Origin of the sequence: Paenibacillus sp. FSL H8-0332 (assembly GCF_037963835.1) — a bacterium.
GTDB lineage: Bacteria > Bacillota > Bacilli > Paenibacillales > Paenibacillaceae > Paenibacillus_AQ > Paenibacillus_AQ rhizoplanae.
Window position 1 is genome coordinate 1,551,320 of sequence record NZ_CP150145.1, and the last position, 12,059, is coordinate 1,563,378.

At 55.8% G+C, this 12,059-nt stretch carries 10 protein-coding genes; 7 read left to right on the forward strand and 3 right to left on the reverse strand.

The genetic code is table 11. From position 1 onward, the window contains the following. Positions 1–333: 333 nt before the first annotated feature. Together ilvD and NST43_RS06730 are read right to left on the reverse strand one after the other, a co-directional pair. Entirely contained in the window at positions 334–2,019 is a 1,686-nt protein-coding gene (gene ilvD / locus NST43_RS06725) for a dihydroxy-acid dehydratase (RefSeq protein WP_339223273.1), read from the reverse strand. Positions 2,020–2,279: 260 nt separating this feature from the next. Further along, entirely contained in the window at positions 2,280–3,320 is a 1,041-nt protein-coding gene (locus NST43_RS06730) for a fucose 4-O-acetylase (RefSeq protein ID WP_339223274.1), read from the reverse strand. Positions 3,321–3,531: 211 nt separating this feature from the next. Between NST43_RS06730 and NST43_RS06735 the strand changes: the two genes are divergently transcribed. From NST43_RS06735 to mgrA, 4 genes are all read left to right on the forward strand, one after another. Beyond that, entirely contained in the window at positions 3,532–4,281 is a 750-nt protein-coding gene (locus NST43_RS06735) for an alpha/beta hydrolase (protein WP_339223275.1), read from the forward strand. Positions 4,282–4,328: 47 nt separating this feature from the next. Beyond that, positions 4,329–5,099 (forward strand): HAD family hydrolase, encoded by a 771-nt coding sequence (locus tag NST43_RS06740; RefSeq protein WP_339223276.1) that lies wholly within the window; start codon positions 4,329–4,331, stop codon positions 5,097–5,099. Positions 5,100–5,139: 40 nt separating this feature from the next. Then, on the forward strand, positions 5,140–5,880 hold the full coding sequence (locus NST43_RS06745) for an NAD-dependent protein deacylase (RefSeq protein WP_339223278.1): 741 nt from the start codon (positions 5,140–5,142) through the stop codon (positions 5,878–5,880). Between the two features lie 93 nt (positions 5,881–5,973). Next, positions 5,974–6,972, forward strand: coding sequence for an L-glyceraldehyde 3-phosphate reductase (gene mgrA / locus NST43_RS06750; protein ID WP_339223280.1), 999 nt, complete (start codon positions 5,974–5,976; stop codon positions 6,970–6,972). 83 nt (positions 6,973–7,055) lie between these two features. Here the strand turns inward: mgrA and NST43_RS06755 are convergent, their stop codons facing one another. Then, the gene (locus tag NST43_RS06755) at positions 7,056–7,913 is read right to left on the reverse strand and encodes an AraC family transcriptional regulator (RefSeq protein ID WP_339223282.1); all 858 of its coding nucleotides are present in this window, start codon (positions 7,911–7,913) and stop codon (positions 7,056–7,058) included. 235 nt (positions 7,914–8,148) lie between these two features. On the opposite strand from NST43_RS06755, the gene NST43_RS06760 reads away from it, so the two are divergent. The 3 genes from NST43_RS06760 (at position 8,149) to NST43_RS06770 (ending at position 11,980) form a co-directional block, all read left to right on the forward strand. Then, positions 8,149–9,327: a galactokinase gene (locus NST43_RS06760; RefSeq protein ID WP_339223284.1), complete on the forward strand. Its 1,179-nt coding sequence runs from the start codon at positions 8,149–8,151 to the stop codon at positions 9,325–9,327. Between the two features lies 1 nt (position 9,328). Continuing rightward, positions 9,329–10,315, forward strand: a complete 987-nt coding sequence (galE, locus tag NST43_RS06765) for a UDP-glucose 4-epimerase GalE (RefSeq protein WP_339223286.1) — start codon at positions 9,329–9,331, stop codon at positions 10,313–10,315. A gap of 81 nt (positions 10,316–10,396) precedes the next feature. Further along, on the forward strand, positions 10,397–11,980 hold the full coding sequence (locus tag NST43_RS06770) for a UDP-glucose--hexose-1-phosphate uridylyltransferase (RefSeq protein WP_339223287.1): 1,584 nt from the start codon (positions 10,397–10,399) through the stop codon (positions 11,978–11,980). The last annotated feature ends 79 nt before the right edge of the window (positions 11,981–12,059 follow it).

The window sequence follows — 12,059 nt, forward strand, 5'->3', positions numbered from 1 at the left end:
ACAGATCTCCGCTGGCCTATATGGGCTGGCGGTTTTTTAGTTTGGACACGGGAAAATCCCACCTGTTCCTGCACATTATGCAACATTCTCCTCCCTAAAGAGGCACCAACTCGCAATTGTTGCACAAAAGGCAGTATTCCTCTACCGATTCACTTCTTAGCGCGATCATTGCTGTAATTCATACAACATTCCCTCCAAATCTCCGTTCCACTTGAGCCTAAGGTTGTAATTCCTGCAACAAAAAAACAGCAGCCCCGGCCGCATTCGCGGCTGGAACTGCTGTTATCCTCATTACGCATCTCTCAAGCTCAGGCTAAGGCCTACGGCTAACGATTAGATCTTCAGCACGCCGCCCTTGCTTGCATTGGTAACCAGCTTGGAGTAACGGGCCAGATAACCGGTCTTCACCTTCGGCTCGAATTCTTTCCAGCCCTGGCGGCGGACCGCAAGCACTTCCTCGTCAACCAGCAGCTCGATCTTGCGGTTATTGAGATCCAGCTCGATGATATCGCCATCCTCAACAAAAGCGATCGGGCCGCCCTCAGCCGCTTCCGGCGAGATGTGACCGATGCTGATCCCGCGGGACGCACCGGAGAACCGTCCGTCCGTGATCAGGCCGACCTTAGCGCCCAGGCCCATACCGACGATCTGCGAAGTCGGAGCCAGCATTTCTGGCATGCCCGGTCCGCCCTTCGGACCTTCATAACGGATAACGACTACATGGCCTTCTTTGACCTTGCCGTTCGCGATGCCTTCCAGTGCCTGCTCCTGGGAGTCGAAGCAGATGGCAGGTCCCTTGTGATAACCGCCAACGGAAGCATCCACGGCACCAACCTTGATGATGGAGCCTTCAGGAGCCAGATTGCCGTAGAGTACAGCCAATCCGCCTACTGGGGAATAAGGGTTGTCAATGGTATGAATCACTGACGTATCCTGGATCTCATGGCCGGTGACATTCTCAGCCAGCGTCTTGCCGGTAACGGTCATGCAGTGGCCGAAGATGGCGCCCGGCTTCTTCAGTAATTCGTTCAGCACGGCGCTTACGCCGCCCGCCCGGTCCACATCTTCGATGAAGATATCGGAGGCCGGAGCCAGCTTGGCCAGGTAAGGAACGCGGTTGGCTACTTCGTTGATGCGTTCCAGCGGATAATCGATTTCGGCTTCCTGAGCCAGTGCCAGGGTATGCAGTACGGTATTGGTCGAACCGCCCATAGCCATATCGAGTGCGAAGGCATTGTCCAGCGATTCCTGGGTTACGATATCACGCGGCTTCAGGTCCAGCTTGATCAGCTCCATGAGCTGGGTTGCTGATTTGCGGACGAAGTCTCTGCGTTCTTCGGCTACCGCTAAGATGGTGCCGTTGCCCGGAAGCGCAAGGCCCATAGCTTCGGCTAGACAGTTCATGGAGTTCGCGGTGAACATACCGGAGCAAGATCCGCAGGTAGGACAGCCGAATTGTTCAAGTTCGAGCAGTTCTGCATCGTTGATCTTGCCGACCTGATGGGCGCCAACGCCTTCAAATACCGAAGTGAGGGAGAGCTTCTTGCCTTTGCTGTCTACGCCGGCCTTCATCGGCCCGCCGCTGACGAAGATGGTCGGGATGTTGACGCGCAGCGCGCCCATCATCATGCCCGGGGTGATTTTATCACAGTTGGGAATGCACACCATACCGTCGAACCAGTGCGCGGATACTACCGTTTCCAGAGAGTCGGCAATGATCTCGCGGCTTGGCAGCGAATAACGCATACCGATATGACCCATGGCAATACCGTCATCTACGCCGATCGTATTGAATTCAAACGGAACCCCGCCGGCTTCACGGATGGCTTCCTTCACGATCTTGCCGAATTCCTGAAGATGCACATGACCCGGTACAATATCGATATAGGAATTGCAGACCGCGATGAACGGTTTGCCGAAATCCTCTTCTTTAACGCCTGCTGCCCGCAGAAGGCTGCGGTGAGGAGCGCGGTCGAAGCCTTTTTTGATCATATCTGATCGCATTTTCTTGTTTGCCATGATGACTTTTCCCCCTAACAGTATTGGTGAAGCGAATATAGTGCCGCATTAACGCATTGCAATCCCGGAATATACGTACCCTGCGGTGATTGGTTAAGAACGTTAATAGAGAGTCTATCACAAAAAAGCTCTTTTTTCTACCGGACAATGTGAAGTTTGTCGTGGAGTAACGCATGTAAAGTCTGGGCTAATATACAGAAAGAAGCCTATTCCGTAAGGGATAGACTTCAGCCAATTGATATAGTCCGAGCAATTCTATTCTATAGAGACCGTCTGATGGCGGCGCGCCGCAGGGAGATCATCCAATTTACGGACGGCTCCACGAGCGGGTTCAGCAGACGTTTGACCGCAGGCTGGGCGAGCAGCACCGTACATCCTACTGCACCGGCGAGCAGCAGCGCTGCTCCGGCAGGATTGCCGATATACCCATACAGGCCGGAAATCACCGCCGTGCGGACGACAAACCCATGCAGCAGAAAAACATAGAGGGTCCGGCGTCCCAGACCGGTCATGTGGCTTAATCCGTAAGGCACCAGGCCCAGAAATGCCAGGGAAGCGATGAATTGCAGGCCATAGACCGCCAAGCGGAACAGACCCGCGTACCATTCATGAGCGCCAAGCTGCATATAGGTCATACTCCCGTATAGCCAGCCCAGGGGAAGATCAGCGCCAAGCAGGCCGATAGCAGGGAGCAGCAGGAGCGAAGCGGCGGCAGCAATGCTTTTGACATACTGCTGATACAGCTTCACGAAAGCCCCGAAGGAGAAATGGTACCCGATCACAAAAAAGGGCAGATACACAAAGGTGCGGCTGATGCTGAACCAGATCCCGTCCAGTTGCAGATAACCTACGGCCACCCCTGCGGTAACGGCGAAGGCCAGTTGGGCGCTGCGGGTCCAGCGGCTCATGCCCAGCATCAGCAGGCGCCAGCAGATGTGGCTGGCCAGGAACCATAGCAGCAGATAAGGAGCGAAGAAGGAATGCTGTATATTATTCACATGAAACAGGGAGGCGTCCAGTGCGGAGTATAGGCTCTGAAAAATAACATATTGCAGGGCAATCTGCAGCAGGACTTTGCGTCCTGGCGCTCCATGTAAGCTTGAACGGGCAAAGTATCCGGTCACCAGCACAAACAGCGGCATATGAAAACTGAAGATCCACTGGTAAAGAGTGTGAAGTCCGCTCATTTCTTGAATCAGGGGTTCGATCGCATTGGCCGCAAAGACAGTTACAATAAGCATGAAGCGCAGATTGAGAAAAAAAGTCTCTCCGCGCGTGTCAAGCGAGCTTTCCCGGGTCATGACGTAACCTCCAATGAAATTAGGTTTGCGGGGGTTTAATACTTTAATTTTAAAATACATGATTTCCGGACAATAAATTGTGAAATACATCACAATAGTAAGCGCTATCATTGGAAATGGATAGGGCCAGATGTGGCGAAGTCTTGAAGGTTGTTTGAATTCGCCGATTCCCTTATAATTTTCAGTATGCAGGAATCGGGAGTGAACACTAATGAAAAAGAATATAATCAGACGCCGTGTGCTTATTGGAGTGGTATTGATTCTGCTGGTGGCGGGGGTGTTTATATGGAGGTATCTGACCCCGTATAAGCCTGAGGCCAGGGCTGAAACCGCTCTGATCTCTGCCGGGGGTGTCACTGTCGAGCAGAATGACAACTGGATTTCCTTCGACCCCTCAGTGGTGCTCGGCACCGCCGTAATCTTCTATCCGGGCGCATTGGTCAAGGCGGAAGCATATGCGCCGCTGGCCCGTAAAGTTGCCGCTGCCGGTCACCCGTTCTACATTGCCAGAATGCCGCTTAATCTGGCTGTAATCAAAGGGGATGCCGCCGAAGAGATTATCCGTGTGCATCCGAAGCAGTCCTTCGTCCTGGGCGGACATTCGCTCGGCGGCGTAATGGCTTCACGCTTCGCTGCGGATCATGCCGGCCAGTTGGAAGGCGTTTTTTTTCTGGCCTCGTATCCCGATGAGAAAGGCAGCCTGAAGGACACCACGCTGTCTGTCTTGTCTGTGCTTGGCACGCAGGATGAAGTCGTAGACCAGAAGAGCTATAACCAAGGGCGTTCCTATTTGCCGGGCAATACCGTATATGTGTCGGTTGAAGGCGGTAACCATGCCCAATTCGGCAGCTATGGCGTGCAAAAGGGTGACGGGACCGCTACGATTAGCGAAGAAGAACAGCAGACACGGACCGTCCGGGCGATGCTGGACTGGCTGGGGAATCTGCGCCAGAGCAAATGAACATCCAATACCTGAAGTAATATAACTTATGCGGAAGGAGTGCTTGAATGCCTGTGTTGCACATCAATGAACTCACTGTTCCCGTAAGCGGCATCCTGTTCGATAAGGACGGCACGCTGCTGGATCTCCTGGCCACCTGGGGCAGCTGGGCTGAACTGGTGCTTGAGGGGCTGGGCAGCCAGCTGACTCTGATTGGCAGCAGACCCGTAACGGGAGCGGACCTGGCCCCGGTGCTGGGGACTACGCATGATGCCTCCGGACGAATTACCGGATATGATCCCGCCGGTCCGCTCTCCATGGCAACGGCTGAGGAATCCACCGGGATTCTGGCCTGGCAGCTCTATACAGCGGGTGTCCCCTGGAATGAAGCGGTGACGCGCGTGAATGCCATCTCCAAGGAGGCCATGAATGAGCTTCGCCGCCGCCGTACCGCAGTGCCAATGCCGGGATTATTGCCATTCCTGGAGCAGTGTGCCGCAGCCTCGCTGAAGCTTGGCGTTGTAACCTCTGACAATCTGTCCACCACCCGCGAGCATCTGGAATGGCTTGGCATCTCCGGCTACTTCGGGGCGGTGGTTACCCGCGACCGGGTGAAGTACGGCAAGCCTGCACCGGAGATGGCCGAGAAGGCCTGCCAGGAGCTGGATTTGCGGCCCGAAGACACAGTGATTATCGGTGACAGCAATGCGGATATGCAGCTGGGCCGGGGGGCGGGACTGCGACTTGCAGTCGGGATCTCACCGGACGGAAGGGCAGACCATTTGCTGGATGCGGATATTGTGGTATCCGGCTATCCGGCGCTCCGCTTAACGATCTGAATGCATTACGAATGAGGAACAGAGAGGACAGGTGTAGATCATGGAACAATTACAGCTACTGGCTTCCTGGATTCAAAAAAGCAATAATATCGTCTTTTTCGGCGGTGCCGGAACATCGACGGAGAGCGGTATCCCGGACTTCCGTTCGGCAGCCGGTCTGTACCAGACACAGCACAACTCTCCTTATCCGCCTGAGGTGATGCTCAGCCGCAGCTTTTTTATGTCCTCGCCGGACATTTTTTTTGATTTCTACCGCAGCAAGATGATTCATCCCGGAGCGGAGCCGAACGGGGCCCACCGGCTGCTTGCCGAGCTGGAGAAGAGTGGCAGACTGAAGGCGGTCATTACGCAAAATATCGACGGCCTTCATCAGATTGCCGGTAGCCGAAGGGTACTGGAGCTGCACGGCTCTATCCACCGCAATCACTGTATGGGGTGCCAGCGCTATTACGGCCTGGAGGAATGGCTGGAGCAGGAAGGCTCTGTACCGCGCTGTGAGGACTGCGGGGGCATCATCAAGCCGGATGTCGTGCTCTATGAGGAAGCGCTCGATCATGAAGTGCTGGTTGAAGCTGTGGATGCCATTGCAGCGGCGGATCTGCTGATCATTGGCGGTACCTCGCTTACCGTTCAGCCTGCCGCGAGCCTGGTTACTTACTTCAGGGGGCGGCATACTGTACTGCTTAACGGCGAGCCTACCCCGTATGACGATCAGGCAGATCTGATTATTACAGAGCGGATCGGAGAGGTGCTGGGTAGAGTGCAGGGATTGCTGGGCTAACGCCCATTTTTTTTATAGAACAAGATTACTAATGAAGCCGTGAGTTTAAAAGAAGGGTATTCACAAAAGAGATACGAGAGGCAGGGATATAACATGGTATATGTGGCTAGTGATGAACGGTATGAAGAAATGCGTTACAACCGCACCGGCAGGTCCGGCCTCAAGCTTCCGGCTATCTCACTTGGCCTGTGGCATAATTTTGGCGGCATAGATGCTTATGAGAACGGCCGTGAGATGATTACCCGTGCCTTTGATCTCGGGATTACCCACTTTGACCTGGCGAATAACTATGGGCCTCCGGCCGGATCGGCGGAAGAGCTGTTCGGCAAGGTGCTGGCCCGGGATCTCGCGCCGTACCGTGACGAGCTGGTGATTTCGACCAAGGCGGGATATACGATGTGGCCCGGCCCTTACGGGGACTGGGGTTCACGTAAATATATCCTGTCCAGTCTGGACCAGAGTCTGAAGCGGCTGGGGCTGGACTATGTGGATATCTTCTACTCCCACCGCCCGGACCCGGACACGCCTATGGAAGAAACGATGGGGGCGCTGGATCATGCTGTGCGCTCAGGCAAGGCACTGTACATCGGCTTGTCCAACTACTCGGCGGAGCAGACCCGGCAGGCTATTGCGATTCTGAAGGAGCTAGGCACCCCGATGCTGATTCATCAGCCGAGGTATTCCATGCTGGACCGCTGGATTGAAGGCGGGCTTCAGGATGTGCTGGAGGAGCATGGGGTGGGCAGTATTGCCTTCACTCCGCTGGCGCAGGGGCTGCTGACGAATAAATATCTGAACGGCATCCCTGGAGATTCCCGGGCAGCCGGACCTTCGGCTGCGCTGAATGAGAGCCGGATTACGCCGGAGGTGCTGCGCAGAATCCACGCGCTGAACCAGATGGCGGTAGCGCGCGGCCAGAGTCTGGCCCAGTTCGCCCTGCTCTGGACGCTGCGCGGCGGCCGGATCACCTCGGCGCTGATCGGCGCCAGCCGGGTCAGCCAGATCGAGGAGAATATCGCCGCCCTGTCCCATAGTGACTTCACGCAGGAGGAGCTGGACCGGATCGAAACGATCCTCAAGACAGAGGAGTGAAGCCTAAGGCGTTCAGCCATAAATAACAACGCAAACAGCCCGCTTCCTGTTCAGGAGACGGGCTGTTGCTCTAGGCGATAGGGCTATTTCTCTCCAGGGTTCACAGTGGCCTGGCGGTAAGCGGTGGGGGACTGGCGGTAGAAGCGCTTGAACTGCCGGGAGAAATACAGGGCATCGGTCAGTCCGACCGATGCCGCTACCTGCTCCACGGACAGCTCGGGCCGTTCACGCAGCAGCTGGCGCGACTTCTCCACCCGCAGCTTCAGCAGGTAAGTGACCGGAGAGAGCCCCGTCTCCTGCTTGAAGATACGGGAGAGATAAGCGCGGTTATAGCCCAGACTGCCGCACATCTGTTCAATCGAGACCGGATGGGCATACTGGGAAGCCATGTAGTGAATCATCTGCTTCACCGTCCGCTTGATCTGTGATTCCGCACCCGGCAGCCGGGTGGAGGAGGCCAGCAGCTCCGCTGCCTCCCCAGCGATAAGGTACAGATAACCGAGAGAGGTAAGAGCGGCGCTCTCTTTATTGGCATAGAAGGCGGACATCATCCCGGCAAGCGCACCGGGAATCACACTGCCGCCTGTGGTAGACAGCACCGGGGCGAGCGGAGTGAAGCCCGCCTGCTGCGCAAGCTGTCCGGCATCGCCGCCGTTGAAGGCAGCCCAGCGGTAATGCCAGGGCTCCTGCTGATCCGAGATGTAGCTGACCAGCTGGCCCGGGTGGATCAGGAAGCAGTCCCCGGCCCCCAGCTCGTATGTGTGCTGCTCGGTCCGGAAGATCCCGGAGCCGGATTCAATATAATGGAGCAGATAGTAATCGTAGATCTTGGGACCCGCCTGATGCAGCGGGAGGGTCTGACTCTCTCCTGCAAAGAGTACATGCAGCAGCTGCTTATCGTAATATACAGGATTTGATCCTACTGAATAGGTATGTTGCACTGCAAGCCGCCTTTCCTGAGCAGAACGCTTCCATAGCTAATTGTATAGGGAGCGCCAGTTCACTTTTCCTCTTACCGAGTATAGTCTCTTCAGAGACGAAAGTCACATTTGTCCATATATTGCACACATGATTGCATTATCAGGGCAAGTCTGATTTTATTATAATATAAGCATGAAGGACGCAAGCTATAATCCACAGTCCCAGCACAAGCAGCGAAAGGATGGAGTGTCAATAATGAGCATACAGGAACTTAACAGTACATTTATCAAGAAGTACGGGGAGAGCGGGGAAACCGCGCGGGTATTCTACGCACCGGGCCGCGTGAATCTGATCGGAGAGCATCTGGATTACAACGGAGGTTATGTTTTCCCGGCAGCCCTGGACTTCGGAACCACCCTGATCGTGCGCCCGCGTACAGACGGCAAGGTTCAATTCGCTTCCACGAATTTCCCTTATGAAGCTTCCATTGACTTCAGCAATATCGGCGCAGCCAAGACCGGCGAATGGGTGGACTATCCGGTCGGCGTAATGGTGGAGCTGGCTAAGAAGGGTCACCCGGTAGCCGGGGGCTACGATCTTTTGTTCCATGGTGAGATTCCTAACGGCTCGGGCTTGTCCTCTTCCGCTTCGATCGAGGTAGTGACCGGCTTCGCCTTCCTCACGCTGCTTGGCGGTGACACAGATACGGTGGAGATCGCTCTGCTGTCCCAGCGCGCGGAGAACCAGTATGTCGGCGTGAACTCCGGGATCATGGACCAGTTCGCTGTAGCCAACGGCAAGCGTGACCAGGCTATCCTGCTCATGTGCGATACGCTGGAATACAGCCTCGTACCTTTCGTGACGGGCAGCTATAAGCTGGTCATCGGCAACACGAACAAGAAGCGCGGTCTGGTGGACTCGAAGTATAATGAGCGCCGCAGCCAATGTGAAGAGGCACTCGCTATTCTGAAGCAGGAGGTTCCAGCCCTGTCCTATCTGGCTGAGGTGAAGCCTGAGCAGTTCGAGCTTCTGCAGGATAGAATTACGGACGAAACCGTCAGACGCCGCGCCCGCCATGTGGTGGAGGAGAATCAGCGTGTGCTTGACTCGGTGGAGGTGCTGAAGAACAATGATCTGAAGCAGTTCGGCTTGTACATGAATGACTCCCATGTCTCCCTCCGCGACCTCTATGAAGTCAGCTGCGAGGAGCTGGATGTGATGGTGGAAGAAGCGCAGCGCATTCCGGGCACACTGGGCTCACGGATGACCGGCGCAGGATTCGGCGGATGTACGGTTTCTCTGGTACACGAGGATGATGTGCAGCGGTTCATAACGGAAGTTGGAGAAGCTTACAAGAACAGAACCGGCCTGACCGGCGAATTCTATGTATGCGGCATCGGCAACGGCGTGGAAGAATTGAAAGGAGTGAAATAAGATGGCGATTCTGGTAACGGGCGGCGCAGGATACATCGGTTCACACACAGTAGCAGAGCTGCTGGACCGCGGGGAAGAGGTTGTGGTAATTGACAATCTGCTGACAGGGCACCGGGAGGCGCTGCTGGGCGGCAAGCTGTACGAGGGCGACCTGCGCGACAAGGCGCTGCTGGCCAAGCTGTTCTCCGAGAACGAGATTGAAGCGGTGATTCACTTCGCAGCCAGTTCCCTAGTGGGCGAGAGCATGAAGGACCCGGTTAAATACTACGACAATAATGTCTATGGAACACAGTGTCTGCTGGAAGCCATGCAGCATGCCGGTGTGGATAAAATCGTCTTCTCCTCCACAGCCGCCACCTATGGCGAACCGGAAAAGGTGCCTATCGAAGAGACCGACCGCACCGAGCCTGCGAATGTCTATGGCGAGACCAAGCTGACCATGGAACGTATGATGGCCTGGTTCGACAAAGTGCTCGGCATCAAATATGTAGCGCTGCGCTACTTCAATGCCGCAGGCGCCCATGCCAGCGGCAAGATCGGCGAAGACCACCGTCCCGAGAGCCACTTGATTCCGCTGGTGCTCCAGGCTGCGCTGAAGCAGCGCGAGAATATCGCAGTGTTCGGGGAAGACTATCCGACAGAGGACGGAACCTGCGTACGCGACTACATCCATGTCAGCGATCTGGCAGATGCGCATGTCCGTGCAGTAACCTATCTGCGCAGCGGAAGTGCGAGCAATATTTTCAACCTTGGCAACGGCCTCGGCTTCTCCGTGAAGCAAGTTATTGAGACGGCGAAGAAGGTTACCGGCCTGGAGATTCCGGTTGTGGTTCAGGAGCGCCGCGCCGGAGATCCGGCAGTGCTGGTCGCTTCCTCCGCCAAAGCCCGTCAGGTGCTGGGTTGGGACCCGCAGCACGCCGACCTGGAAGGCATTATTCAGAGCGCATGGAGCTGGCACTCTGCTAATCCGCAAGGGTACGGGGAGTAAGCAGCAGGTCTGATTATTGCCCGAAGGTGAAATAGACAGAATGCAAAGCGCCGCATAAGGCACCATAGAAGGAGAAATGAAATGCAGAACGATAATAGTACGGCTGCTGCCGCTGAGAAGGCGCTGTATGCGATTGAACAGCTGGTTCTGTTTGCCGGACATACGGGACTGATCCAGCCCGCAGATGTGGATTACAGCCGCAATGAACTCCTGGACCAGTTCGGCTTCAGCGAGCCGTATCCCGGTGAGTTCTCTGAAGGTCCGCTGGACAGCCCGCAGGCCCCGCTGGACCAGCTGATTGATTACGGGTTCAGTCTCGGGCTGATCCCTGAGAATACGGATACGTACCGCGATCTGCTGGATGCGAAGATCATGGGCCTGTTGATGGCCCGCCCGTCTGAGGTGAATGCGGAGTTCGCCGCGATCCAGGCGGAGCAGGGTATTCAGGCGGCAACGGACCGCTTTTATAAGCTGAGCATTGATTCCAATTATATCCGTATGGACCGGGTAGCGAAGAATGTATATTGGCTTCAGGAGTCGCCGTACGGGGATATTGAGATGACGATCAATCTCTCCAAGCCGGAGAAAAGTCCCAAGGAAATCGCCATGGCCCGGCTGCTTCCGCCTCCGGTCTATCCGAAGTGCCAGCTCTGCCGTGAGAATGTTGGCTATGCCGGCCGGGTCAATCACCCGCCGCGTCAGAACCTGCGTGTGATCCCGCTCTCGATGAACAACGAGAAATGGTTCTTCCAGTACTCGCCTTATGTCTACTATAACGAGCATTGCATTGTGTTCCACCACGATCATGTGCCGATGAAGCTGACGAAGGATACGCTGAAGCGTCTGCTTAGCTTCGTGGAAGCCTTCCCGCATTATTTCATCGGCTCGAATGCCGATCTGCCGATTGTCGGCGGCTCTATTCTGACGCATGACCACTTCCAGGGCGGACGGCATACGTTCCCGATCCAGAAGGCACCCAAAGAGGATACCTTCACACATGCCTCATATCCCGGTGTCAGCTTAAGCACTGTGAAATGGCCGATGTCCGTGCTGCGGATGCATGCCGAAGATCCGGCGGTGCTGCTGGAGGCAGGCAACCATATCTACGAGTCCTGGAAGACGTATAGCGATCCGGCCGCCGAAGTGCTGGCGTTCAGTGAAGAGGACGGCGAGATCGTGCCGCATAATACCGTTACCCCTATCGTGCGCCGGGCCGAGGACGGTGGCTACGAGATGGATCTGGTGCTGCGCAACAACCGGACCAGCGAAGAATATCCCGAAGGGATTTTCCACCCGCACCGGGAGATGCACCATATCAAGAAGGAGAACATCGGCCTGATTGAGGTGATGGGCCTGGCGATTCTGCCGGGACGGCTCAAGGAAGAGCTTGACGCCATCGCTGGCTTACTGGCGGGCGACACCGCGCTTCTCGGAGCTGTCCAGAGCGAGGGCCAGGAGCATCCGCTGGCGCTTCACGCTTCCTGGATTACCGAGCTGGTAAGCCGCTTCGGCACCTCCCTGAACCGCGAAGAAGCGGTAAAGACCATCCAGAATGAGGTGGGTACGAAGTTCACTCACATTCTGGAGCATGCCGGAGTCTACAAACGCACGCCGGAAGGACAGGCGGCCTTCCGCCGGTTCCTGAACAGCAGCGGCTTTAACTAAGTCTGGATAGACTGAATGTACAAAGAAATCGCTCCTTTGGGAATGGCTGGGTGGTCCCTCCATTTCACCAAATGAGCGA

Bases quoted from the DNA above. Each gene is read 5' to 3' on its own strand.
- NST43_RS06740 (WP_339223276.1), top strand. From the start codon at position 4,329: ATGCCTGTGTTGCACATCAATGAACTCACTGTTCCCGTAAGCGGCATC.
- NST43_RS06760 (WP_339223284.1), top strand. From the start codon at position 8,149: ATGAGCATACAGGAACTTAACAGTACATTTATCAAGAAGTACGGGGAG.
- NST43_RS06745 (WP_339223278.1), top strand. From the start codon at position 5,140: ATGGAACAATTACAGCTACTGGCTTCCTGGATTCAAAAAAGCAATAAT.
- mgrA (WP_339223280.1), top strand. From the start codon at position 5,974: ATGGTATATGTGGCTAGTGATGAACGGTATGAAGAAATGCGTTACAAC.
- galE (WP_339223286.1), top strand. From the start codon at position 9,329: ATGGCGATTCTGGTAACGGGCGGCGCAGGATACATCGGTTCACACACA.
- ilvD (WP_339223273.1), bottom strand. From the start codon at position 2,019: ATGGCAAACAAGAAAATGCGATCAGATATGATCAAAAAAGGCTTCGAC.
- NST43_RS06730 (WP_339223274.1), bottom strand. From the start codon at position 3,320: ATGACCCGGGAAAGCTCGCTTGACACGCGCGGAGAGACTTTTTTTCTC.
- NST43_RS06735 (WP_339223275.1), top strand. From the start codon at position 3,532: ATGAAAAAGAATATAATCAGACGCCGTGTGCTTATTGGAGTGGTATTG.
- NST43_RS06770 (WP_339223287.1), top strand. From the start codon at position 10,397: ATGCAGAACGATAATAGTACGGCTGCTGCCGCTGAGAAGGCGCTGTAT.